Genomic DNA, 26,832 nt, shown 5'->3' with positions numbered 1-26,832 from the left:
TATTCTCCTAAAGTGTAAAGTAACTCGCCCGTAAAAAATGATAATTTTGCTCTTTTTAAACCACCATTTTGTTGAGTTGAAGAGATTAAAACAATTTTGACTCAAAAAGTCACCCCCATGGATGCGCTTTTTATTTGCCGTTATGTAAAGATTGCATAGTTACTGTAATAATTGCTACACCAACCTGCAAAACTTTGAATTCCTGTTACACAACTCTCTCAAAGCAATTAATCAGGGTAGACATGAATACTGATCCGCTTAATGTTCATGTGAGGGTATTACAAAATGTTTCATCATAATGTCTGAGTAAGCCACTCAACTCAACAGCAGTTATATAGCTTATTACTACAGAATATTGCAACGTGTGAGTTGAGGTATCTACTGTTTCGCTTAGAAAAAATTGTAAATATGGAAGCTAACAGTACAAATGTTCTTATATAGTGTCACCAAGCCTTGTCTCAGCTTGATATTGTGCTAAATTAGACATAGAAATAGATCTATTGTGGGAATGCAGATTTATTACTATTTATCTTCGTTATGAAAACATTATAGTCTCGTCAGCCTCACCCCCTTTTACTACTACTGAGCCTTTTATATGCCTAAAGTATCCTCGATCACCCGTGTGTTAGAGATCATAGAAGCCGTGTCATATGCTTCTAAACCTCTCTCTCCACTTGAGCTATCGCAAGAGTTGGATATTCCTAAACCGACCATACACCGTTTAATTCAGAATTTGGTCGACGATGGTTTTTTGACCGTTGATATCGGTGGCGGTATTGTTCCTGGTAAACGGGTTCGCAATCTGAGCGTTGAGCTTTGGCAGCAGCGCTTATTATTTAATGAGCGCCAGATGATTTTGCAAAAACTGGTTGATGAGCTTAAAGAAACTTGCGGTATCGGTGTTCCTTATCATATGAATATGATTTATACCAACCGCGCACAAACGACCTTACCATTGCAGATATACCTCCCAGTAGGTGCAAAGTCGCCCATGTGGTGTACGGCAACTGGTAAATTGTATTTGAGCCAACTGTCTACCACCAGTCGTAATAAAATATTGCAGGGTTTACCATTAGACAAATTCACCAAAAACACCATCACCGATATTGATGCTTTGAATGCCGAGCTCGACCGTATCGCTACCACTGGCATTGGTATTGATAACGAGGAGTTTATCTCTGAAATGGTGGGGGTGGCGGTGCCTATATTAGATAAAAAGTCGCGCTATCTGGCCTCATTGTACCTGCATGCACCAACGATACGCGTATCGCTCGACGAATTACTGACTCATGTACCTCGACTACAGCAAGCAGCGCAAGATATTCAAGCTCTCGTGTATGACTTACAAAGCTAATAGAGTCATTGCTCATTCATTACTATGATCAAATAAAAAAAGGTTCATGCTATAAATGTAGCATGAACCTTTTTTCATCTAACAAGCCCTCTTTAATCAGTCCTCACTATTCACGATAGTAAGAGTGATTGAGTATATGAGTCGTTATTTCTAAGGTAATTCTAAAACAATACCGAGGCATCATGACGGCCCATAATACTAGAGAAGTCTTTATCACCGTTCTCAAGCGTATGCGTGGCATATAACTCTGTTGCCTTGGCACCCATTGGCGTGTCTACATGAGTATCCTTTGCCGTTTGCATAGCAAGATTGAGATCTTTTTGCATCAGCTTACTCATAAAGCCACCTTGGTAGCCATTGCTAGAGGGAACGTTTTCCATAACTTGCGGATAAGGGTTATAGACCTCTAACGTCCAGTTACGGCCTGAGCTTTGTAGCATAATATCTGATAATACTTTGGGATCTAGACCGTTCTTCACCCCTAAATTAATCGCCTCTGCCGTGCCTGCCATTAGGATACCTAACAGCATGTTGTTGCAAATCTTCGCAACTTGTCCTGCACCATGTTCGCCTGCATGAAAAATATTTTTCCCCATTACAGCGAGTATCGGCTCAGCTTTGGCAAAAGCGTCGTCATCACCACCAATAATAAAGGTCAAGCTACCAGCAATCGCCCCGCCTGTCCCGCCAGACACGGGGGCATCCAAAAAGTCGATGCCAAGATGGCTTGCAGCGTCTGCCACTGTCCTAGCATCAGCAGCCGCTATTGTACTACTATCAATCACAAGCGTGCCTTTTGGTAATTCTGCCAGCAGACCATTAGCGCCACTATCGCCCAGATACACAGAGTGCACATGCTGACCCGCCGGCAGCATACTAATGACAACTTGAGCATTGCTCGCCGCATCTTTAGGACTCTGTGCCACGCGAGCACCTGCTTTTTCTAGGCGCTGGGTTGCTGCATCAGACAAATCAAAGACAGAAAGTGTATATCCTGCCTTTAATAAGTTTTCTGCCATAGGCGCACCCATATTACCAAGCCCAATAAAGGCAATATTTGGTTTAGAGTTATTATCCATCATCACTGTATCTTTTGTACCCATCTCATCACTCCTTGATGATTTATGATATAGTAGAACCTCAATAAAATTGATACAGCATAGGAAACGCGCTCGATTAAATGCTACTTTTCTTGCTTGCTGTGACTGCGTCTCCAGAGGCTGCGAAAAATAGCGTTTAATCTTGCTATACCGTTTTTATAATGGTTTCACTATATAGCCATTGCTACATACTATTTGACAATATTTGTTAGTAATATATTTACGTTATGTTTTACAATGCTTTTTTAAAAGTATTAAAAAACGCTGTCTGTCTTACTTTTTGAGTTGTCTGTAAATAATTAGCGCACATACTGACTGCCCAAAGCTTCCTCACCCAACCAATCTTCTAGAGGGTGCTCACCTTTTGGATAAGGATTGGCAAAGTGCTTATCGATATACGCTTGGCCTTCTACACTTACGCAGTCTGCCAACGAGCGCGACCACTGCGGATCTTTATCTTTATCAATCAATAATGCACGCACACCTTCTTTGAAATCAGGATTGGCTGCACAATGTACCGCCACGTTGGCTTCTAAATATAAAACTTGTTCTATCGACAAATCAGCGACTTTGTGATACAGCGCGTAGGTTAACGCTGCTGTCACTGGGCAACCATGACGATAGGTTGCAACTGCTCGCTGAGTCCAACTGTCTTCTGAAAAGTCTTTATTTAACTGTACTAGCGCTTCATCACTTTGTAGCAATGCATCGATATCTGCCAAACCGCCACTGTTCATCAATTTTTGGATAGGCTGCCAGTAGGTCGCAAGCTTACTATCAGACAACTCGGCTACTGGCAGCTCAGCAAGTGCACGGCCGACGATACTATGCGCACTATTATGATGGAACTTGTTTGAACTACTGGCACTATCGAGCGTTTGCCAGTCGCTCTGCTTAAGACGTTGTATGACAGCATCATAATCATGACTTGCAACAGCATACTCTGCTAGGTTGGCCAACAGCGCGTCATTGGCGTTACACATCGCGCCAGTCAAGCCTAAGAACAAACCTGTTTTGGCGGGCATTCGCTGCAAAAACCAACTGCCTGAGGCATCAGGAAATAAGCCAATGGTAATCTCAGGCATAGCAAAACGTGTGCGCTCAGTGACAATACGATGACTGCATCCTGCCATCAGCCCCATACCGCCGCCCATGATAATGCCATCACCCCAAAGTATTAATGGTTTTGAGTAAAAGTGCATTTGACGATATAGACGATACTCGTGACTGAAAAACTCAGTGGCATAAGGGTTTGGTATCGGCGCACTAGTAGACATACTGTCATAGAGCTTACGAATATCACCGCCTGCACAAAAGGCCTTATCGCCTGCACCTTTTAACACAATCGCCACTACTTGGTCATCCGCTTGCCACTCCTCTAACTGCGCTGCTAGCAGTTGACACATATCAACACTGAGCGCATTAAGCGATTTTGGGGTATTAAGTGTCATTATCCCGATTAGATGTCCGCAATCTGTTGGTTCAGTATTGAACAATACAGATGCCTCTTGCTCGGTATTGTTCGAAGAGTTTTGGGTGTCGTCGGTAGCTGCTGTCATAAAAGTGACCTACAAAGTTAAAAAGTTAAATAATGTCATGAGTGTTATGACCCAAGCATGTTAAGCAATGCTTATTTGTTTTGCCAATTGGGTTGACGCTTTTCTAAAAAGGCTTGCACCCCTTCACGCTGATCCATTGTGTCAAATAGCTTAACGAAAGCTTCACGCTCATGAATAAGATTTTGTGCAGGTGGCGTGTCTCTAGCCGCTTGAATCAGCGCTTTAGAATAACTGACGGCGACGGGTGATTGCTTAGCGACTTTTTTTGCCAAATCTTGAGCGGCTTGCAAACCTTCACCTTTTGCCGTGACCTCTTCAACCAGACCGATACGCAATGCGGTCTCTGCATCAACGCGCTCACCGCACAGTATCATGCGCTTGGCCCAACCTTCACCCACTAGCCAAGGTAGGTTTTGCGTACCGCCTGCACAGGGCAGTAATCCCACACCTGTCTCTGGCAGTGCCATCTGGGCGTGCGCTTCTGCGATACGGATATCACACGCGAGCGCACACTCCAGTCCACCGCCCATCGCATAGCCGTTGATGACGGCGATACTGACACCACGATAGGCAGACAGGGCTTCGAACGCCTCACCAAATGCAATCGCCATACTTATCGCACGGCCTTTATCACCATCTGAAAAATTGTTTAAATCTGCACCAGCCGAGAAGAATTTTTCACCATCTCCATGCACGATTAATGCGTAAACATCGTCATTGGCATTGAGATCTGTGATGAGCTGCTTAAGCGCATGCAGACTATCCATCGTCCACGTATGTGCAGGTGGATTGTTCAACGTCAATGTTGCGGTATGACCATCGATCGATAGCTGTAGATTGGTATAATCTGTCATAAAACATCCTTGTTTCAGTAGATCGAGATAAATTAGCGAAGTTGGCTTAGCCCTTCATCTTGCAAGACTTGACGTGAAATAATCACGCGCATGATCTCATTGGTGCCTTCTAAAATTTGGTGCACACGTAAGTCTCGTACATGACGCTCGAGCGGATACTCGTTTAAATACCCATAGCCGCCGTGCAATTGCAGAGCTTCATTGGCAACATCGAAACAAAGGTCGGTGGAGAGACGCTTGGCCATTGCGCAGTAGGTAGACGCTTGCCCATCATTGTTATCGACTTTACTCGCTGCAAGATACAGCATTTGCCGTGCAGCGATGGTCTGAGTCAACATATCAGCAAGTTTAAACTGTACCGACTGTAAGCTAGCAATTGGACTGCCAAATTGACTGCGCTCTTGTACGTAACTGGTTGCCGTCTCTAATGCAGCCTGCGCCGTTCCTACCGCGCAAATACCGATATTGATACGACCACCGTCTAGACCTTTCATCGCGATACGAAAACCTTGACCTTCTTCGCCTATCAGGTTTTCTGCTGGGACTTTGACATCTTTAAAGCTAATCGTTCGTGTCGGCTGTGCTTTCCAGCCCATCTTATGCTCATTTTTGCCGTATTCGATACCAGCACTATTGGCATCTACAACAAACGCTGATACACCTTTTGGCCCAGCACCACCAGTACGCGCCATCACCACCAATACATCGGTCGAGCCTGCGCCAGAGATAAAGGTTTTTTCACCGTTTAATACGTAGTAATCGCCTTGCTTCTCCGCTTTGGTACGGAGTGAGGCCGCATCAGAGCCTGCATTTGGCTCTGTTAAGCAATAGCTGCCAAGCCACTCACCGCTGACCATATTGGGCAAGTATTTTTTGCATAAGGGTTCGCTACCATACTCACCGATCATCCAGGCGGCCATATTATGAATGCTCATATAAGCCGCCACGGACGTATCACCCCATGCCAGCTCTTCGAATACCATTGCTGAGTCGAGTCTTGGCAGGCCCAAGCCATCATATTCTGGATTGGTGTATAGTCCCAAAAAACCAAGCTCACCCGTTTTTTTGATGATGTCCACTGGGAAATGCGAGGTGCGATCCCATTCAGCAGCGTTCGGTTTAAGCTCTTTTTGCGCAAACTGACGGGCTGTTTGACGAAAAGCAACTTGGTCATCGGTCAATGAAAAATCCATAGGGTCATCCTTGTTCTTATAGATCAAATAGAGGGCTTAAATCTCAGATAAACGTCAATAAAAACGCTGGTCAGAGATTTTATAGGACATTAGCGCTATATGATAACGGCATAACGATAATAAAATTGCGTTCAATAGTACCGCAAGTCGTATTAACGTTATACCGAAAATACAGTAATCCGACGATTAAATCGAAATCGTCGTGTTAACACCGCGGCTCGCTTCATCATCGAACCAACGTGCCGTCACTGTCTTCGTCTGAGTATAGAACTGTACGGCTTGCTTGCCATAAGGACCTAGGTCGCCAAGTTTACTGCCACGTGAACCTGAGAATGAGAACATTGGAAGTGGCACAGGAATCGGCAAATTAATACCGATTTGACCGACTTGGATATCTTGTTGGAATTTGTGGGCTGCCGCTCCTGACTGGGTAAATATCGCGGTACCATTGCCATGTGGATTGGCATTAAGCAGTGCAATTGCTTCGTCCAAGCTATCAGCGCGCATAATACATAGTACGGGACCGAATATTTCTTCTTTATAGATTTGCATGTCGCTTGTGACATTATCAAAGATAGTCGGCCCAACAAAGTTACCGTTCTCAAACCCTTCAACAGTAATTCCGCGACCGTCAAGTAGTAAACTTGCGCCCTCTTCTACCCCAGTTCCAATCAAATGCTCGACACGGGCTTTTGCAGCAGGAGAAATCAATGGTCCTAAATCTTTGTCATTTTTACCTGCTGAGACAACTAAACTTTCTGCTTTGGCTTTAATCTCGTCAATCCATTCACCAGCTGCGCCCACTAGCACGACCACTGACAATGCCATACAGCGTTGACCAGCGGCACCGAACGCCGCGCCCGCTAGCTGATTGAGCGTTTGCTCTTTATTGGCATCAGGTAAGATAACACCGTGGTTTTTTGCACCCATCATGCATTGGGCGCGCTTACCTGATTGGCTGGCACGCTCATAGACATGTTTACCAACGTTGGTAGAACCCACAAAAGAAACCGCTTTGATATCTGGATGATCACAGATAGCATCAACGGTAGCCTTGCCACCGTGCACTACGTTCAGCACGCCTTCTGGTACTCCCGCTTCAATCGCTAGCTCAACTAAGCGCATAGTCACCATCGGATCTTGTTCAGACGGTTTTAGGATGAATGTATTACCCGTAGCAATCGCCATTGGGAACATCCATAGCGGAATCATCGCGGGGAAGTTAAACGGCGTAATACCAGCACAAACACCGAGTGGTTGCCAAATACTATAAGTATCAACGCCTGATGCGACGTTTTCTACAAAGTCGCCGATTTGCAAATTGGCGATACCAGCGGCATGCTCTACCACTTCTAGACCGCGGAACACATCACCGCGCGCATCAGCAATCGTTTTGCCTTGCTCTGCGGTCAAGATTTCTGCCAACTCATCCATATGCTCGCGAATAAGTGTTTGATAGGTCAAAAAAATACGCGCACGTGTGGTGATTGGCGTTTTGCGCCAGGTTTCAAACGCTGTCTGTGCGGCGGCAACCGCTTGATTAATCTCATCATTGGTGGTTTGAGGGACTTTTGCGATGACTTCTTGAGTTGCTGGATCGGTGATATCAATCCATTCGTCGGTATTTGATTGTACGAACTGACCATTGATGAGCTGCTGAACGTGGTGCATAAGATATCCTTATCTTTTTTGCGAGACTACCGTGTGACGGTATCTGAGTATTCATTAAAAGTTAAGCGCTATAAATAGTTATTTGCAAAATATTTATAGAAAACCAAATTTTAAAATGATTTATTTTGTATCGTTATTGACTATAACAATAAATCAATTTTACGGTCAAGCGCTTTATCAAAATTTTCGCTAAGTTTGTTTTGTTAAAGGGGATTTATCCAAATAGTAGAAACAAAAAGCCCATGATTGCTCATGAGCTTCTAATAAGATCAACCTAGTTTTTAGGCGGAACCAACATAGTTGCTAGCCTATACCAACTAATAATCCTTCATTGATTGCTTAATCGCATCAATAGCGGCTGGATTATCAAGCGTCGACATGTCGCCGGTAGGCCTGTCCTCTGCTAACGCCCGAATAGATCGGCGTAGGATTTTGCCAGAGCGCGTCTTTGGCAATGCCTGCGGGAAATAAATGGCCGCCGGCCTTGCAATACCGCCTAAGGATTTGACCACAGCGCCTATGACTTGCTGCTCAATGCGGAAGCGGTTTTCGGTGGTTTCGACTTGCGATTGATCTTTTAGGACGCAGAACGCAATTGGTAGCTCGCCTTTTAGCTCATCTTGGATGCCTACCACAGCGCATTCTGCCATCTCTGGATGAGTACTAATTGCTTCTTCTATCTCTTGCGTACCTATTCGATGGCCTGCGACGTTTATCACGTCATCGGTACGCCCCAAGATGTAAAAGTAACCGTCTTCATCTGTCACTGCATAGTCTGAGGTAGAATACTGCTGGCCATCAAACAGACCAAAGTAGCTGCTGACAAAGCGCTCATCGTTACGCCATACCGTGGTGAGACAGCCAGGTGGTAGTGGCGCTTTAATCGCAAGCAACCCTTTTTCACCCGCCCTGCAAGGTTCACCTGTTTCCTCATTGAGGACTTTCGCTTCATAGCCATACATAGGATAGCCGGGCGAGCCCTGCTTGTGCGGTTTATGATTGAATTTTGGTGTATGGCTCAAGATCGGCCAGCCAGACTCTGTCTGCCAATAGTGATCTAGAATCGGTACGCCTAAATGCTGAGATAACCAATTAGCCGTTGACTCATCAAGCGGCTCACCTGCCAAAAAGAACGACTTGACACTAGACACATCGTAGCGCGTCATCCAGCTTTCATCTTGCTTTTTGAGCATACGTACGCCTGTAGGCGCCGTAAATAGAATATTAACTTTATTAGCTTCAACGATACGCCACCAGATACCTGGGTTCGGTAAGTGTGGTAAGCCTTCGTACATAACACTGGTCATACCCGCTAGCAGTGGCGCATAAATCGTATACGAATGCCCAACCGCCCAGCCAATATCTGATATCGCCCAGAATGTCTCGCCTGCCTTACCATCATAGACATAATCCATCGATGTTGTCAGCGCGACTGCATAACCACCAGTATCACGTTGCACCCCTTTTGGTGTGCCAGTCGTACCAGAGGTATAAAGCAGATAGGACGGTGTGTTGGATTCAAGCCAAACTGGTGCCACAACTGCATGGGCCTCGCAGCTGTGACGTCGTTCAGTCGCATAATCGACGTCGACACCTCTCGGCTCAAACGGTAAAATACCACGATTGACAACTAATACATGCTCAGGCTTGGTTGTTGCTTGTTCAACGCCTTGATTGACGAGATTTTTATAGTTAATAACCTTACCATCACGCAGACTTGCATCCACTGTAATGACCATTTTTGCCTCAGCATCATCCATGCGGATCGCCAAGTTATGCGCGGCAAATCCGCCAAATACGACTGAGTGTATAGCACCAATGCGAGCACAAGCCAGCATGGCATATGCTGCTTCTAGAATCATTGGCATATAGATAATGACACGGTCGCCTTTGCCAATACCATGACGCTGTAGCACGTCTGCGAAGTAATTCACTTCTTTGTATAAATCATTATAAGTCAGGCGGCGCTTGGCATAATCTGTATAAAACTCAACGTTATTGCCCAGATCTTTAAACGAATCAACGACCGCTGGAAAGGTTTCTATTAACTCTTGATTGATCTCTGATGACACCCACACAAAGGCATCTTGCTCTGCACGGTCTGGCAGATGACGATCGACACAGTTATAGCAAAGATTGGTTTCACCGCCAACAAACCATTTCGCAAAAGGCAGATTGCTGTCATCGAGAATCTGCTCAGGCTCTTTATGCCAGTAGATGCGCTTTGCTTGCTCAGCCCAAAAATTCTCTCGAGCCATAATGGAATCATGATAAATATCCGCGAACGTGGGCACGTCTGCCGCTAGAGTAGAGACTGGGTGTTGGGCGTGGTCGCTCATAGTAGCTGTCCTTAGCATAAACGAGAAATGGGATAAGAATTTTTTATAATCGGCGCATTGGTAAGTTGTTATTGCACTTGTATCGCGTGATATGATCTTTGTACGCGATTGGCTTTATCAACGCTACACTGTTGTGACTGCGGTAAAAAATGTCCTGATAAATACTGGTCATCCTTGCCAGAATTAAAAAACCGATACGTTATGTATCGGTTTAAAATGTAGCAGAGCCCATCACAAAGGTCAACTGTTAAGCGTGCAACACGCATTACATTTTGATGAGCACAAGCGTTTTGACATTCAATCGATAGATAATATTATACTTGAGTTTGATTGGCATACATCTCACGCATGACTTTTTTGTCATGCTTGCCAACAGAGGTTTTTGGCAGTTCATCAACGAATTTAAATTGACTTGGCACGCCATATTTAGGAATGATACCGCGCTCTACCGCTTTTTCTGCAATGGCTTTAATATCGTCAGCACTGGTTTCTTGAGCATTTGGTTTTAGTACCACCAAAGCCAACGGACGCTCGCCCCATTGCTTATCCCGAACGCCAATCACTGAGACATCCGCTACGGATGGATGCAGTGATAAAATCGTCTCAATCTCAAGCGATGAGATCCACTCGCCCCCTGATTTGATCACATCTTTTAGGCGATCAGTGATTTTAATATAACCATCAGGACGTATGTAAGCGATGTCTTGAGTGTGCATATAGCCACTCTCCCACAGCTCCTTACCAGCGTCGTCATTTTTGAAATAGCTTTGGGTCAACCAAGGTGCCCGTAGCACCAGCTCACCCGTATTCTCTTGACCCTTACCTACTGGTTTGTTGCCCTCACCCCATACTTGTGCATCGACCATAAGCACCGGCTTACCTGTCATACAGCGACGGGCGATGTCTTCATCTTCCGTCATTTCAGGCTCATTGAGACTAAATTCAGTCAGACTGATAAGCGGTGCCGTCTCTGACATACCGTAGCCGGTGTAAACTTCGATGCCTTGAGACATTGCTGTTTTTGCTAGCCCTTCGGTCAATCTTGAACCACCAATGATCATTTTTAGCCCATTAAAGCTGGCATCGCGATCTTGCGCCTCTTTGAGCACCATCTGCAAAATCGTTGGCACACAATGTGTGATACTCACCTTTTCATTGAGGATCAAATCCAGCAAGCTATCAGGCGCATAACGTCCTGGATAGACTTGCTTTAGACCCACCATCGTTGCTGTAAATGGGAAACCCCATGCGTGTACGTGGAACATCGGCGTCATCGGCATATAGACATCACCGTAGCTAACACCTTGCTTATTTGGTAGCATACCCAATGTTGCCGCTTCCGCTAGACTGTGCAGTACCAACTGACGGTGACTAAAGAAAACGCCTTTGGGATTCCCTGTCGTACCTGAGGTATAAAAGGTCGTCGCGATGGTATTTTCATCAAAGTCTGGAAAGTCAAAATGACTATCAGCAGCTTCTAGCAATGCTTCATACTCGCCTGTCACGCGGCTTTGATTACTGCCAAAAACCCCTTCAGCGGTCAAACCATTGTCGTCTAGCCAAATAATGTGCTCGATACTAGAATTTTCAAATTGATAGTCTTTGACCAATGGCGCAAACTCAGAGTTTAGCATCAGCACTTTAGGCTTGGCATGGTTGATGGTGTAGAGGACTTTTTCTGGTGATAGACGGATATTGACAGTTTGTAGAATGTACTCTGACATCGGTACCGCAAAATAAGACTCAAGATAGCGATTGCTGTCCCAGTCCATAACGGCAACGATGTCGCCTGCATCAAGGTTCAGGTCAGCAAGTACGTTTGCCAAGCGATTGATACGCTCAAACAAGTCCTTGTAAGTGAGTCGCTTTTTGTCCGCATAGACAATCTCTTGGTCTTGTGACACTGTTTTTGCACGGTTTAAGAGCTGCTTGACCAGTAATGGATAATCATAGGCAGAGGGGGCACCATGGTACATATTTGACATAGACCTAATTTCCTTGTTTGTCGCGCTTATAAGTTATAGATAGTAATAAATAAGTAGCAATAAGACATACTAATACAGAATGAACCGCTATAACCACACTATTTTTATAATATAGAGTCATTATTACTGTTGATAGCGTCCTGCTGAATACCAATCGGTTTTGGCGCAGTAAAAGCAACAAGCTTCACTGACCGCAATAAGATTGAATACCTCTTTGATAGTAAGAAAAAACCATCACCATGTAAAGCGACCTTACATTACGTATCATAAGACGGGTAACCAAACATAGATAATACCTGATATACCGTTAAGTGGCGCGTCTTGTCGTTTTAATCATCCCAAAACTGGCTATCAAGAGTGCCAATACCTGAACAAACAATAACAACCATACGGTAAGAGACCACTGCCCTCGCGCATAGGCTATACCACCCAGCCACGCGCCAAGCGTACCGCCTGTGTAATAGCCCATGTAATATAAGCCTGATGCCAATGATCGACCTTTTTTGACATTAACAGCAATATAGCTGATGGTCGCTGACTGCGTAATAAACACACCAGATGACATAACAGCAAGTCCTATGATTACCCCCCATAGTGGGGTCACCAAGGTCAACAGAACTCCAATCATGGAGATAATGATGGCTACCCGAACCGTACGTGCTGAGCCAAACCGGCGCAGCAAGGTCGTTGATAGTGGCGTAATAATCACACCAAGCAAATACACGGCAAAAATATTGGCGAGCGCACCTGTACCAAGCTCATAAGGCTTATCCGCCAAATGTAAGTTGATAAAAGTGAAGCAGCCTACAAGGGAGAACAGCACACAAGCGCCAAGCAGACAAGCGGTCACCACATAACGATTGGTGACATGCTCACCTAACGTCTGTATCGCTGAGCGAAAATTAGGATTGGCCTCAAAGTGACGAGACGATGGTAGCATCTTGCCAACCCATATCGCCCCCAACAAAGTCATCGCTGTCATCACATAGTAACCGTCACGCCAGCCAATCAGCTCATGCAAATGCCCCATCAAAAACCGGCCCATAAAGCCGCCAAGCACGCTCCCTGACACATAAAAGGACATCAGATCAGTCATTGCTCGGCCCTCAAACTCCTCACCGATATAAGCAATCGTCACCACCGTAATACCGGGTACAGACAGTCCTTGCATAAAACGCCAAATACCGACCCATTCAATACTCGAGCTTTGGGCAATCAGCGCTGTTGGTATGGCCAAAAATAACAAAGCACCGACGATAAAGGATTTGCGCCCGACGGCATCTGAGAGCATACCCAAAAATGGTGACATGATGGCAATGGCCAATACAGTAGCGCCAACGATCATGCCCGCTTGCACTTCCGTCGCAGAAAAGTCCACCATCATGACTGGCAGCACGGCTTGGATAGAGTACACCTGTAAAAAAGCAAACATACCAATCAGGCCAATCGTGAGCTTTAATATCCACGACGTAGAGTGACTGGATGAGGCTACTGTCTTTGGTGCAAAATTTTGATTTTTATCTTTAGAATTATTCACAAGGGCGCTTACTATAATTGATTATGCTATGACAAGGAGGCGTCATTGGCTTGGATAATGAAAGAATATAATGTGAAACTATGAAGGAGGTGCACAGCCATACAGGATATCTATTTATCATAATGACCAGAAAAGCATGTTAGCACACCAACCGATATACTCAGGTTTAAATGTGTTATTGGCGCTTGGTTAGACTCTCCATTTAGAATAAAGAATTGGATCTATACCCTCAATGATGACATTTACCTAACAACTTTTTATTTTTACACATCTACATTGCTTATATCTTTTCTATTACAGACTTTACGCGCTCAAAAATCAATAATCATAGGGTGCTACCTATCAATAAGCAAAATAATTGAACAACTAAATGATTAAGGAGTCATGTCAATGAATGATGAGATTTACGATTTAGGTGCAGGATTTTGGAGTATTCGAGGGTCATTTATAAAAAACGGCATTATGGATATCGGCGTCCAATGTGCGCTTATAAAGCTATCATCAGGCCGATTTATTTTTTTGGACAGCTATACTTTAAAAGACGAGGTTCGTCAGCAAGTGATGGCATTGACCAATGATGGTCAAGATGTCGAAGCCGTCTTAAATGTTCATCCATTTCATACGATACATTGTGCGCAAATGGCCAAAGACTTTCCGCAAGCCACGTTTTACGGTAGTAGTCGACACCCAAAACAAGTACCAGAAGTCAATTGGGCAGAGGATTTGGTCGAAAGTGATGCGGTCGCTGAGCGTTATCCTGAGCTGAAGTTCTCCCTACCTCAGGGCATCTACTACATCGCCCCTGATGAGTCAGTCCATGCAAGCTCATTATTGGTCTATCATCCTGCTAGCCAAAGTATATATGTCGATGATACGTTTGAGATACCACCTTCTAAGCTGTTTGATGCCGTACAGCCAAACCTAGGTTTACACCCCACCACCAAACAAGCACTAAAAGATGAGCCCGACGCTGGCAAAGCCTATTGTGATTGGGCGATAGATCTTGCACACGAATGGCGCAGCGTACATCATTTTTGCGGTGCACATTCAGGATTAGTCGTATTTGAAGAAGGCCAATTTGAAGCAGCGTTATTATCTGCTATTAATAACGCGCGTAGCGAGCTTGAGGCAAAATAACGACTCTAAAAAAAATGTAAAACATAAAAATTTCGACAAGAAAAACAATCACTTGTTGATTCAATATATTACATAAGGAAAACGATAAATGTCAGATGAAATTCATGATTTAGGGGCAGGATTTTGGAACATACGCGGGTCATTCCGTATCGGCGGTGTGATAAACATTGGTACCCAGTGCTCACTGGTCAAGCTATCCTCAGGACGCTTTGTCTTTTTGGACAGCTACGCCTTAACAGGTGACGTTCGAGACGAAGTCATGGCGCTCACCAATAATGGTCAAGATGTCGAAGCGGTGCTAAACGTTCATCCATTCCATACTGTATATTGTGCGCAAATGGCAAAAGACTTCCCTCAAGCCACGTTTTACGGCAGTAGTCGCCATCATAAAAAGATACCAGAAGTGCGCTGGGCTGACGATTTGGTAGAGAGTGATGCAGTCGCTGAGCGCTACCCTGAGCTTAAATTTTCAATGTCAGAGGGCATTTACTATATATCGCCTAATGAGATGATTCATGCAGGCTCCTTGTTGGCCTATCATCCTGCCAGCCAAAGCTTGCATGTCGATGATACGTTTATGAGTCCGCCCATCAAGCTACTAGAAGCGGTATTGCCTGAGCTGATATTGCACCCTACCACCAAAAAAGCACTCAAAGACGAGCCAAATGCAGGCGCACAATATTGCGACTGGGCAACCAACCTAGCACATGAGTGGCGCGACGTTCGCAATTTTTGTGCCGCACACTCTTATCTTGTTAGGTTCAAAGACGGTGAGTTTGAGAAGGCACTGATAAAAGCCATTGATAAAGCTCGACCCAAACTTATCAAAGCCTAATCTCTTCTTATATTGATATCGCGTAATGATAAAAAAGGGGCTAAGAGATAGCCCCTTTTTACCGCATGCTTATTAAGTCGCATGAGAGTAGTCTGGCGGTCGCTATCTGTATACTCTAGTATCGCTATGTTTAATGCAAAAGAGCATGATGTGTCATTGAAGCGCTGCCACGACTAAAGAGACAACCAAGATAGTGGTCGCTTATGATTAGCTGTCTTGTTTTAATACCCCTTGCCACTGATGGATAAACTTACCGTTTGGATCATATTGCTGGGTTTGTTTATCAAGATTGAACTGCCGACATCCTCTTGGATCCGCCCCCACGCCCGCCAGATATTGCCAATTCCCCCAGTTACTGGCGACATCATAATCGATAAGATGCTGCTCAAAATAAGTGGCACCATAACGCCAATCAAGACCTAGCTCATGGATAAAGCAACTGGCGACTAACTGTCGTCCACGGTTTGACATATATCCTGTTGCCTTCAGTTGATGCATACAGGCGTTGACAATAGGATATGCTGTATCACCATTTCTCCATTGTTCTAATTTTTTCTGGTCCAGTTGGGTTGATGGCGTGTGCTGACCAATACCTTTAAACCAGAATAATTTTTGCTGATGGGTGACAGCGTACCAATAAAAATATTCACGCCGAAGCAGCTCAAACCATATCCAATAAGTGGAGTCATTTGCGATTACATCACGCTCATAACGGCGCAGTCGATTCAATATGGTGTTGACAGACAACGAACCATTCGCCAGCCAAGCAGAAAATTTTGTGGAATGCGTCCATTCATCAAGCGCGTTTCGTGTGATTTTATAAGTACTTGGCGCGTCGGAATTAAAATAACTCTTTAAATGATTTAGCCCGTTCGACTCACCACCTTTGAAATTAGAAGATTGCTGTTTTTGTTGGGAGATTGCCTGCGCATTATCTTCGCCTGCTTTAAAGAAGTACTCGTACTCGCACCTATCCACCAGACTCTCAGGTATTGGGGCCAATCGCTCTGGCGTCGCGCAGATAGCGATGTCTTGTGCTGCATGCAATAAATCATAATCTGCTTCAATTTTTTTGCGGAACTGCGTAAAGCTTTTGGGCAAATCATCTAGCGGTAACTCATCAAACAAAGTAGCCGTTGTCTCAATATGCCAACGTATCTGCGGATGTTTATTCTGTAGTCGTACATATATTTGGTTCTGATAATAATCGGCCGTTTGACTCACACAGATATCTGTCACCTGCTGCGCCTCAATGAGTTCATTCAACTGCATGAAGGTATTCGGTGACGTTGGGGTTTTGTGTAGATGTAGCAACTTATTGCCAAGCAGCTCTAATGATGTATTTAAGTCCGCCAAACTCTCTTGCAAAAATTGCTGGCGGGCGACGCCCATCGTGTCATAATGATAAGCAGCCTGAGAGTTTTGATTGTCCAATATATCCATCAAGGATGAGGCATAAACCAGTAATAATCGCCCATCACGCGAGAGCTTGGCGGCTTTCGATAACGTGGCATTGTCCATCACTCGCAGGTCATTATGAAAGAGAATCAATACATTTTTACCAGATAGCTGATGGAACATGGCATAAACCTCTTATTGTTCGATAGCTTTTAATTAGAGCGTGTCGAACATTCGACCATGGCACTGACAGCGACTATTTTTTAGGCGATTCGATGTTAAAAATAATAAGTTTAGTCATTCTAAGCGCTTATTTTTAACGATGAAGCGGCAAAAAAGAGTCCTGTCCCCTGCTTTTATCGTTGGGGCTGATGCTAAAATTGCCCCATACTGCGTTACAAATCTCGCTAAGGCATCTGCATTATCGTCGCTTTGTGCCTTATCTGGAACAATTTTAGCGATCAGCAGTGCCTATTTGCGAATGTTCAACACGCCCTAATCTCAATACTCTTTTTTTATTGGGCTTTATTATAAAATAGCATATCTTGCTTACGACAAGTTTGGTATTGACTCATGGCATTAATAACCTACTAGCAAGGTAGTAATTATCCAAGCTAAAATCTACTTATCGCCATTGACTCTCATGCTCCGGACTGCTTAAATGGCCTACCTCTAGGAGAATACCATGACTGAAAAAAATATCGCTGAAGAGAACAAATCGGATGAAAAACGTAAACTTATCAATCGTTTTTTGATGAGACTGACAAAAGAGCAGCCACAAATGTATTATGCCACCACCTCTGAGATATCTCGGAGCATCCATACCATGATAAAAGAGCATACCAATCGCTTGTCAGTTGAAGAGCAAGCGCTGGTCAGACGTATGACTATCGAAGAGATTGAAGGGTTATTGGGTTTTCATGCTAGATAGATGACTAGACTATAGGCTAATTGTCATATAAGTAGGTTCAAGCACAACCATCGAACATCACAAAAAAAGACCGCTATCGAAGCGGTCTTTTTTTATTATTTATCGTAGTGCAATGCTATTAGAACGGATACTGACGTGGCTCGTTTTGCATTGAAATCCAATGTGTTCTGGTGAACTCTTCTAGTACCCATTCACCATTAAAGCGACCGATACCTGAGTTTTTCTCACCACCAAATGGCGTGTTACTTTCGTCGTTCACTGAGATGTCATTGATATGGGTCATACCAGCTCTGATACCACGAGCGAAACGCAGGCCTTTTTGCATATCAGCAGTGAATACCGCACTAGATAGGCCATACATAGAGTCATTGGCGATTGATAATGCATCATCTTCGTCTTTAGCACGAATGATACCAACCAAGGGTCCAAACACTTCATTACAGGATAGATCCATCTCGCGAGTGACTTCAGTAAAGATATGCGGCGGTACGACTTGGCCTTCAATCTCACCACTGAGTATCATTTTCGCGCCTTCCTCCTGCGCTTTAGCGATTTTCTCTTTGAGCGATTTGAGTTGTTTTTCGTTGATGATAGGGCCAACAGCCGTATCTTGCTTATTAGGATCACCGACATTCAATGTTTTGACATGGGCCAAGAAACGCTCTACAAAGTCATCATATATCTCGTCTTCCACGATAACCCTATTGATCGCGATACAGATTTGGCCTTGATGCAAGAATTTACCAAAAGCAGCGGCTTTGGCTGCTTGCTCAATGTCAGCATCCTTGAGTACCACAAATGGACTGTTACCACCCAGCTCAAGCGCGACTTGTTTGATATACTCACCGCCATTTGCTAGCTCACCGATGTGCTGGCCTACTGAGGTTGAGCCTGTAAATGATACTAAGCTTGGCGCTTTGTGCTCGACGATGGCATCGCCTATCTCACTACCGGAGCCGACCACGACGTTTAATAAACCTTTTGGCAGACCCGCTTCTTCAAATACTTTTGCCAGTAACAAACCGCCAGTGATGGGTGTGTCGCTCGCAGGCTTGAGCACCACTGCGTTACCGAGTGCTAGGGCTGGTGCGATAGAACGCTGGGTTAAATGCAGCGGAAAGTTCCATGGGCTAATGACTGCTACCACTCCGATGGGCTCGCGATAAATAAAGTTTTCTTTGCCAGGAGTGTTAGAGGGACGAATCTCACCGTGTACGCGGTTAGGAAAAGACGCTGCTTCAAGCGTGATGGCACGGGCTGAACTGAATTCGACCATAGCCTTGATGCGCGTACTACCTGATTCTTTAATCAGCCAATCGACGATTTCATCTTGGCGCTGATCTAGGATACTGACTACCTTATACATAACAGCTGCACGCTCAGCTGGCGTCGTTTTTGCCCATTTGGCTTGCGCTTGGTCGGCAGCATCGTATGCTTCATCAAGCTGGTCTTTAGTCGCTTGCTGAATTTCTACAATCGTATCGCCATTGTAGGGATTAGTATCAGTATTAATGCTATCATCTTTACCTTTTTGCCATTCACCGCCAATGAATTGCAAATGAAAATCGCTATAGGCATTACTGTTATTATCATTGCTTGACATAATTATCCTTATTTTTGCTTTGTTATATAAAAATTTATTTTCAGTACTTTGAATAAAATAGTTGAAGCTGTCTTATAGGTAAGATACTCACAGTTATGGTTAAATCACAAATTGACATAAATTAAAATCGAAAATTTATGATAACTGATAAGAACAAAACCTACCTTGATAGACGACTGGTCTAATGCTACCATAGATATTAGTAAAACAGGACTGTTTTTTCAGCCAATATTGTCGATAAAACGTAACACATATAAATATATAGCATTAGAATATGCCATCGACATGACGCTCAAATGAAACCTGACGACCCTATTACTACGATTATCAAGGGAGAAAATTCTATTTATGTCTAATATCACAGACACTAGCACCACACCCGATACCAAAGCTCATTTGCTTGCCACTGGTTACCAATTAATAGCCAAAAAAGGCTTTACCGCTGTCGGCCTCAAACAAATCTTAGATACAGCTGGCGTGCCTAAAGGCTCTTTTTATCATTATTTTGCCTCAAAAGAAGCCTTTGGTGAGGCCATCATCAATCATTACTTCAGCTTATATAAAGCTCGTCTTGATATCATCGATGCACAAAATTTGAGCGCCCAGCAAAAGCTATATGATTACTTCCAAAACTGGTACGACACCCAGCAGAACGGCTGTGATCACGACAAATGCTTGGTAGTGAAGCTAAGCGCAGAAGTGGCTGATATATCAGAAACCATGCGTAAAGCACTTGATACCGGCTATCAACAAACGACCATGTGGCTCGCCGAGCAGATCAAGGCAGGCTGGATAGATGGGTCTGTACCTCGTCACGATAATATATCAGCTGAGAGTATGGCCAAACGTTGGTATTTCGCGTGGCTTGGTGCCAGCCTAATGGCTAAGATCAGCCAAACGAATACGCCCCTAGCGGAAATTTGGCAAATGACGACGACTCAGATGGGACGTTGATAATAAGATAATAAACAGTAACGTTTTCGGTATTAGAGCCCCCTAAATTGGGGGCTTATGTTTGCGTCCACACATCATATTGTTATTTAAAACCCAATGCTTGATAAAAACGTTGTATGAGAGTTTTGTAATCATTTATAAACAATAACTAGACGACTGGTCTAATTGGTGTACAATGCGCATCAAGCATTTAGAGCAAATATAAAATAAGCATTGCTTACCACTCATTATCTAACGTCAACATATTTGACGGAACCATTTTTATCAACATTAGGAATTTTATGAATAACTTTCAATACTACAACCCAGTCCGCATCGTTTTTGGTGAAGGTCAAATCGAACAACTATCAGACCTAGTGCCTACTGACGCTCGCGTTCTTATTACTTACGGTGGTGGTTCAGCACAGCGTACCGGTACTTTAGATGAAGTAAAAACTGCATTAGCGGCAAGCGGTAACCGTATTGTGTTTGAATTTGGTGGTATCGAAGCCAATCCAGAATTCACCACACTATTAAAAGCAGCCGATATGGTGAATGAGCAAAACATCGACTTCTTATTAGCAGTTGGCGGTGGTTCTGTGATTGATGGCAGTAAATTTGTGGCACTCGTATCTTCATTAACTGAAGAAGATGGTACTGTCTCACGTGACCAAGCTTGGGACGCGCTAACAGGTTATTGCAAAAACATCGATTCTGCTATTGACCTAGGTGCGGTATTGACCATCCCAGCAACGGGTTCTGAGATGAACTCAGGCGGCGTGATTAACTATAGCGAACGTCAAGCAAAACTACCATTTGGTAACCCACTGGCCTTCCCTAAATTCTCAATCCTAGATCCATTCAAGACACTGACACTTCCTGAACGTCAGATTATGAACGGCGTTGCTGATGCCTTTGTCCATGTGATGGAACAGTATTTAACTTACCCAGTCAATGCCAAGGTTCAAGACGCTTTTGCTGAAAGCTTGCTCAAAATCCTTATCGATGAAGGTCTAGTCGTTAAGCAAGATCCAGAGAACCTAGAAACACGTAAGAACATTATGTGGACAGCAACTATGGCATTGAACGGCCTGATCGGTACTGGTGTGCCACAAGACTGGACAACCCATATGATCGGTCATGAGCTTACGTCTTTGCACGCTATCGATCATGCACGTACCTTGACCATCGTGTTGCCATCGGTCATGCGTGAGCTAAAAGAAAGCAAAAAAGAAAAACTACTCCAGTATGCTCGTAACGTATGGAACATCACTGATACTGACCAAGACGATGATGCCATCATCGAAACGGCCATTGTCTATACTGAAAACTTCTTCCGCGAACTTGGCTTGCCAGTGAGCTTAGAAGACGTCGATTTGACTGAGTCAGCGATTGATCCAATTATCAAGCAACTTGATGCACATAACATGGTCGAACTTGGTGAGCACGGCAAAAACGATTTGGACGTCTCACGTCGTATCTTACAGCGTGCTGTAACTAGCAAAGCGTCTTAATAAGCGATATAGCAAGAACTGTCAGAAGAATTATAAGAAAAATCGCGACAGTAACAATAACTACATAACGTTATGCTATTTATAGTAGCTATTCAGTTCAATGCTGAGTAGTTACTACCTCTAATACCTCTATAATAATGACAATGAATAAATATAAAGGAGTCCTACTATGAGCTTCGATAAAGAGCAGAATCAACAAACCAACCGTCAAATCAAACTTGCCAGCCGCCCGAACGGCGAGCCAACCGCTGACAACTTTGATCTGACAACCAGCGACATTCCAACGCCAAACGATAACGAGATGTTATTACGCACGGTATATCTGTCATTAGACCCATATATGCGTGGACGTATGAGCGATGCAAAAAGCTACGCTGACCCTTTAGCAGTCGGTGACGTCATCATGGGTGGCACGGTTGCTCAAGTGGTTGAGTCTAATATCGATAAATTTGCTGTCGGTGATTTGGTCGTATCAAATTCCGGCTGGCAGGACTACAGTGTCAGTGATGGCGAAGGCGTCCTGAAACTGGACAAAAACATGGCAAACCCTTCTTATGGTTTAGGTGTGTTAGGTATGCCCGGCTTCACTGGTTACATGGGTCTGACCGATATCGGCAAACCACAAAAAGGCGAAACGTTAGTTGTCGCTGCAGCCACTGGCCCTGTCGGTGCTACGGTCGGTCAAGTGGGTCATCAATATGGTCTTCGCACTGTTGGTGTGGCAGGCGGTAAAGAGAAATGCGATTTCGCGGTCAACGAGCTTGGCTTTGATGTCTGTATCGACCACAGAGCCGATGACTTTGCCGAGCAATTAAAAGCGGCCTGCCCAGATGGTATCGATATCTATTATGAAAACGTCGGTGGGCACGTGTTTGATGCGGTCATGCCCTTATTAAATGATCATGCTCGTATTCCCGTATGCGGTCTGGTCTCACAATACAATGCAACCGATCTACCTGATGGCAAAGACCGCCTAGGTCAATTGATGGGACTCATTCTCCGTCAGCGTCTCACAGTCAGAGGCTTCATTATCTTTGAAGAGTATGGCGACCACTTCCCAGAGTTCTTAGAAACCATGAGCAAATGGGTAGAGTCAGGCGACGTCAAAACCAAAGAATACATCGCTGATGGTCTAGACAATGCACCAAAAGCCTTTGTCGGTATGCTAAACGGCGATAACTTTGGTAAAACAGTGGTTAAGGTCTCTGACGTTCAGTAACTTATGTTAAATAATTGACTGTTAAATAATTGACGATAGGCAATAACTATTGTTAATAACAACTTAACGACACAACTTGCTAAGATCACTACTGAAAGTTACGTCTGAAGCTGGAATAATATTAGCGGTCACCACTTATACTGATAACGTTTTGGTCATCTGGCTTGTCATTTGAATGAATCCCCTATCAATAAAAATGTGGCTGTTAATAATTTGCTTTACTCACATATAAACAATAAATAAGGATAGTTATGAATATTTTAATGGTACTAACCTCACACGATCATCTAGGCGATACTGGTAAGAAAACAGGATTTTGGCTAGAAGAATTTGCAGCTCCTTACTATGCGTTTCTCGATGCAGGTGCCAATGTCACACTCGCCTCGCCTGCTGGTGGTCAGCCGCCGCTTGATCCTAGTAGCGATACCGAAGACGCTCAAACCAAAGATACTAAGCGCTTCAAAGAAGATAGCGAGGCGCAAAAGCACCTTGCCAATACCAAAAAACTTGCGGATATGAAAGCTGAAGATTTCGACAGCGTATTCTATCCAGGTGGTCATGGTCCATTATGGGATTTAGCAGTTGATAAAGACTCGATTAGTTTGATTGAGACTTTTGTACAGCAAGATAAACCCGTTGCCTTTGTTTGTCACTCTCCTGGAGCGCTCAAGAACGTCAAAGTCGATGGTGAGTACTTAGTCAAAGGTAAAACCGTTACCGGATTTACCAATTCAGAAGAAGAGGCTGTCGGCCTAACAGACGTAGTACCGTTCCTAGTAGAAGACGTATTAAAAGCTAACGGTGGTAACTATGAAAAAGCCGCTGATTGGGAAGAGTTTGTGGTCGAAGATGGTTTATTGATCACAGGTCAAAACCCAGCCTCATCAGAAGAAGCGGCTAAGCGTTTGATCAACAAGCTCAAAGGTTAATATCATGATTCGCTTACATCACCTTAATCAGTCACGTTCGTTGCGTACGCTTTGGCTCTTAGAAGAGCTAGGCGTGCCTTATGAAGTGGTCAGTCATCAGCGCGATGCCAAGACTCATTTGGCACCAGATTCCCTGAAGGCAGTTCACCCACTCGGTAAATCTCCAGTTATCGAGATGGATGGACAGATTTACGCTGAGTCCGGTGCGATTACAGAGTTATTGATTGAACGATTTGCGCCCGAGCGTCTGCGCCCTGCTACAGATAGTTCAGATTATGGATATTATCTGCAGTGGATTGACTTTGCAGAAAGCTCGCTGATGTTGCCATTAATGCTTGAGCTATTTACCAAAAAAGCAGGCATTGATGACAATGAGTTTTTGAATGGCTATATCGATACAGAAAAAACCAGATTGTTTGAATATCTGGATGCTTCGGTTGAAGGTAAGTCGTTCATTGTGGGTGATAAGCTAAGTGGTGCTGACTTTATGTTGTCATTTGACTTAATCATTCTCGCTAAGCGTCAAAAACTCGACGCTTACCCGAATATCAGGCAGTATGCTGAAGCGCTTGCCAGTCTCGATAGCTATCAGCGTGCGATGCAGCTAGAAGCAAAGTATGACGAAACCGTCTAACCTGATGCCTTAACTGACAGACCATTTTTTCGATACACACAAACAGCTCTGTATAGAGCTGTTTTTTATGCGTGCTTTATTTTATGATTGCATGAATAACCATCGAATTATAGTCATCAACGTCATATGAGAGCATTAAGCTGTAGAGCAACCAAACAAATTGCTCAGCACCATCCATCAATTACGTGTCGATGACAAAAGCACGATAAAAGTTATGATAAAATCCTTTCTGAATTTTTTGGGTTATCTTTCAGATACCATCAGTGAGTTGACTGGCGTTTCACGCTATAAACACCAACTGCAATGACCTGACTCCCCGTCTGGCATCTGTCCTATTTCACTCTATTTCCTTATATAGATTGTGGTAAGCCCATGAGTAACGAATACCAGTTTAAGCCCCACGAACAGCCAATAATGGTAGGCTCTCCAGCCAATCCTGACCATCCGGCACGCCGTAAAGTGTTTTATTTGCTCATTGGGATTTTTGTGGGTCTCACAGCCAGCTTCCAAAATGGTCTACTTGTCGCCAACCTGACGCAAATTCAGGGTCAGCTAGGCTTAACGCCAGCTGAAGGTGGTTGGATATCGGTCAGTTATAATATGACCAATGCCTGTATCACCGTTCTGCTGTACAAAATTCGTCAGCAATTTGGCATGTCGCTTTTTAGCAAAATCACCCTGTCATTTTTGTTAGCCGCCACCAGTCTACAGTGGCTGATCAGCAGTCACTTGTTAGACACACCTAATATTAGCATTGAGCCCTATTATTTAGAGATTGTCGCTAGGGGACTTAGTGGTATGGTGGCAAGTGGTATGACCGTATTGGGCTTGTTTTATTGTCTTCAGGGTATGCCAACCGTCAAACGTACTAGTGGTCTGATATTGGGATTTGGTCTGGTACAGTTTGGTATTCCATTATCACGTGTCATCTCGCCCTACCTCGCCATCGACGGTCAGCTTGAAAATTTATTTTTATTTCAATTTGGTCTGGCGCTGATTTGTTTTGGGCTGATTAATATATTAGAGCTACCACCAGGGAATACAGAAAAAGTATTTGAGAAATTGGATTTTATAAGCTTTGGTTTTTTTGCTAGTGGTCTGGCTGCATTGGCTGTCGTTTTGGTACAAGGTCGAATTTTATGGTGGACGACACCTTGGCTCGTCTATCCACTGATGATTGCTATCGTCGGGATTAGCATCGCGTTATGGATTGAGACGCATCGCAAAAATCCGATGCTACAAGTGCGCTGGATGCGTAGCCGCAATATTATTGCATTCATGGTGACGGGCGCTGTTATGCGGATTTTGCTATCTGAGCAAAACGTCGGAGCGGCAGGATTGCTCGCTAACCTCGGCTACGGTAACGATCAGCTGGTTACTTTTTATGCTGTTATTATAGCCGCCAGTGCACTGGCTTTGATTATTAGTATTTTTAGTACCAATGCGATGGATTTGCGCCGACCTGTTATTTTTGCCGTGGCATTGATTGCCTTAGGGTCTTGGATGGATGTTGGTGTATCTATTAATTCAGCACCCTATACGTTTTATCTCAGCCAGTTTTTGATTGCCTTTGCCGCGGTGTATTTCATGGGTCCTTTGGTTTTTGAAGGGTTTTTGCGGGCTATTGGCAGTGGCCCTGCGTATATTATTAGTTTTTCAGTGATTTTTGGCATCTCTCAAACAGTTGGCGGACTGGCAGGTGCGGCAGCCATTCAGGCATTTACGACCATTCGTACACAAATGCATTATGCAGATATGGTCAGCTCATTAAATTTGGGCGATCCTGCATTTAGCGCCCAGGTGGTAGGCACTCGTAACATGCTGTCGAATCAGACCACTGACGCGGCCCAAGCAAATATCGGTGCAATGAGCCAAGTACTGCAAGGCATTCAGCGCCAAGCAACGGTCGCAGCATACAGTGATTTGTTTTTTCTGATGGCCTGTCTTGCTACTGCCGTTACGATTATTTTGCTGCTCAATTATCTTTACAACCGCTACCACAAGCGCAACCCACTGGCCAAAGAGCTCGCCGTCATTGCCAAGATGCGCGAAACAAAATAGTCAAGCTTATTACACTGGTAATTTTTTAACCCGATTTATTTACAGT

The 26,832-nt window shown here is 44.2% G+C and carries 20 protein-coding genes; 10 read left to right on the top strand and 10 right to left on the bottom strand.

From position 1 onward, the window contains the following. The first annotated feature begins 595 nt into the window (after window positions 1–595). Entirely contained in the window at window positions 596–1,354 is a 759-nt protein-coding gene (locus BLR43_RS07080) for an IclR family transcriptional regulator (protein WP_093069935.1), read from the top strand. A 161-nt stretch (window positions 1,355–1,515) separates the two neighbouring features. Here BLR43_RS07080 and mmsB read toward each other — a convergent pair whose 3' ends face one another. The 8 genes from mmsB to BLR43_RS07040 all read right to left on the bottom strand — a co-directional run bounded on the left by mmsB (window position 1,516) and on the right by BLR43_RS07040 (window position 13,517). After that, complete coding sequence (gene mmsB / locus BLR43_RS07075; RefSeq protein WP_071001711.1) at window positions 1,516–2,457, bottom strand: 3-hydroxyisobutyrate dehydrogenase; 942 nt, start codon at window positions 2,455–2,457, stop codon at window positions 1,516–1,518. 296 nt (window positions 2,458–2,753) lie between these two features. After that, complete coding sequence (locus tag BLR43_RS07070) at window positions 2,754–4,013, bottom strand: enoyl-CoA hydratase/isomerase family protein (RefSeq protein ID WP_093069932.1); 1,260 nt, start codon at window positions 4,011–4,013, stop codon at window positions 2,754–2,756. A gap of 71 nt (window positions 4,014–4,084) precedes the next feature. Beyond that, window positions 4,085–4,867, bottom strand: coding sequence for an enoyl-CoA hydratase (locus BLR43_RS07065; protein ID WP_071001713.1), 783 nt, complete (start codon window positions 4,865–4,867; stop codon window positions 4,085–4,087). 32 nt (window positions 4,868–4,899) lie between these two features. After that, window positions 4,900–6,060, bottom strand: coding sequence for an acyl-CoA dehydrogenase family protein (locus tag BLR43_RS07060; RefSeq protein ID WP_071001714.1), 1,161 nt, complete (start codon window positions 6,058–6,060; stop codon window positions 4,900–4,902). A gap of 186 nt (window positions 6,061–6,246) precedes the next feature. Then, the gene (locus BLR43_RS07055; RefSeq protein WP_093069929.1) at window positions 6,247–7,731 is read right to left on the bottom strand and encodes a CoA-acylating methylmalonate-semialdehyde dehydrogenase; all 1,485 of its coding nucleotides are present in this window, start codon (window positions 7,729–7,731) and stop codon (window positions 6,247–6,249) included. A gap of 317 nt (window positions 7,732–8,048) precedes the next feature. Beyond that, window positions 8,049–10,070: a propionate--CoA ligase gene (locus BLR43_RS07050; protein ID WP_227674264.1), complete on the bottom strand. Its 2,022-nt coding sequence runs from the start codon at window positions 10,068–10,070 to the stop codon at window positions 8,049–8,051. A gap of 314 nt (window positions 10,071–10,384) precedes the next feature. Further along, window positions 10,385–12,055, bottom strand: coding sequence for a fatty acid--CoA ligase (locus BLR43_RS07045; RefSeq protein ID WP_071001717.1), 1,671 nt, complete (start codon window positions 12,053–12,055; stop codon window positions 10,385–10,387). Window positions 12,056–12,362: 307 nt separating this feature from the next. After that, window positions 12,363–13,517 carry an MFS transporter gene (locus tag BLR43_RS07040; protein ID WP_265088265.1) on the bottom strand — a complete coding sequence of 385 codons (1,155 nt, stop codon included), beginning with the start codon at window positions 13,515–13,517 and terminating at the stop codon, window positions 12,363–12,365. A 465-nt stretch (window positions 13,518–13,982) separates the two neighbouring features. On the opposite strand from BLR43_RS07040, the gene BLR43_RS07035 reads away from it, so the two are divergent. Next, window positions 13,983–14,729: a hypothetical protein gene (locus BLR43_RS07035; protein ID WP_093069923.1), complete on the top strand. Its 747-nt coding sequence runs from the start codon at window positions 13,983–13,985 to the stop codon at window positions 14,727–14,729. A gap of 88 nt (window positions 14,730–14,817) precedes the next feature. Next, window positions 14,818–15,564, top strand: a complete 747-nt coding sequence (locus tag BLR43_RS07030; RefSeq protein WP_093069920.1) for a hypothetical protein — start codon at window positions 14,818–14,820, stop codon at window positions 15,562–15,564. Window positions 15,565–15,771: 207 nt separating this feature from the next. Here the strand turns inward: BLR43_RS07030 and BLR43_RS07025 are convergent, their stop codons facing one another. Next, window positions 15,772–17,145, bottom strand: a complete 1,374-nt coding sequence (locus BLR43_RS07025; protein ID WP_093069918.1) for a DASH family cryptochrome — start codon at window positions 17,143–17,145, stop codon at window positions 15,772–15,774. Between the two features lie 502 nt (window positions 17,146–17,647). Here BLR43_RS07025 and BLR43_RS07020 point away from each other — a divergent pair. Then, window positions 17,648–17,893 carry a hypothetical protein gene (locus BLR43_RS07020; RefSeq protein ID WP_093069915.1) on the top strand — a complete coding sequence of 82 codons (246 nt, stop codon included), beginning with the start codon at window positions 17,648–17,650 and terminating at the stop codon, window positions 17,891–17,893. A gap of 118 nt (window positions 17,894–18,011) precedes the next feature. On the opposite strand, the gene BLR43_RS07015 is transcribed toward BLR43_RS07020, so the two are convergent. Continuing rightward, window positions 18,012–19,496: an aldehyde dehydrogenase family protein gene (locus tag BLR43_RS07015; protein ID WP_093069913.1), complete on the bottom strand. Its 1,485-nt coding sequence runs from the start codon at window positions 19,494–19,496 to the stop codon at window positions 18,012–18,014. Between the two features lie 348 nt (window positions 19,497–19,844). Between BLR43_RS07015 and BLR43_RS07010 the strand changes: the two genes are divergently transcribed. The 6 genes from BLR43_RS07010 to BLR43_RS06985 all read left to right on the top strand — a co-directional run bounded on the left by BLR43_RS07010 (window position 19,845) and on the right by BLR43_RS06985 (window position 26,786). Beyond that, a complete protein-coding gene (locus BLR43_RS07010; protein ID WP_093069911.1) occupies window positions 19,845–20,450 on the top strand; it encodes a TetR/AcrR family transcriptional regulator in 606 nt (201 codons plus the stop codon). A 281-nt stretch (window positions 20,451–20,731) separates the two neighbouring features. Next, the gene (locus tag BLR43_RS07005) at window positions 20,732–21,943 is read left to right on the top strand and encodes an iron-containing alcohol dehydrogenase (protein ID WP_093069908.1); all 1,212 of its coding nucleotides are present in this window, start codon (window positions 20,732–20,734) and stop codon (window positions 21,941–21,943) included. Between the two features lie 169 nt (window positions 21,944–22,112). Next, window positions 22,113–23,162, top strand: a complete 1,050-nt coding sequence (locus tag BLR43_RS07000) for an NADP-dependent oxidoreductase (RefSeq protein WP_093069906.1) — start codon at window positions 22,113–22,115, stop codon at window positions 23,160–23,162. A gap of 251 nt (window positions 23,163–23,413) precedes the next feature. Further along, a complete protein-coding gene (locus BLR43_RS06995) occupies window positions 23,414–24,091 on the top strand; it encodes a type 1 glutamine amidotransferase domain-containing protein (protein ID WP_093069903.1) in 678 nt (225 codons plus the stop codon). A 4-nt stretch (window positions 24,092–24,095) separates the two neighbouring features. After that, entirely contained in the window at window positions 24,096–24,725 is a 630-nt protein-coding gene (locus BLR43_RS06990) for a glutathione S-transferase family protein (protein ID WP_093069901.1), read from the top strand. 372 nt (window positions 24,726–25,097) lie between these two features. Further along, window positions 25,098–26,786 (top strand): efflux MFS transporter permease, encoded by a 1,689-nt coding sequence (locus BLR43_RS06985; protein ID WP_093069899.1) that lies wholly within the window; start codon window positions 25,098–25,100, stop codon window positions 26,784–26,786. Window positions 26,787–26,832 lie beyond the last annotated feature (46 nt).

Source organism: Psychrobacter pacificensis, from assembly GCF_900101915.1.
GTDB lineage: Bacteria > Pseudomonadota > Gammaproteobacteria > Pseudomonadales > Moraxellaceae > Psychrobacter > Psychrobacter pacificensis.
The sequence above is the reverse complement of the archived record's forward strand: the minus strand, read 5'-3'. Positions and strand labels throughout refer to the sequence as shown.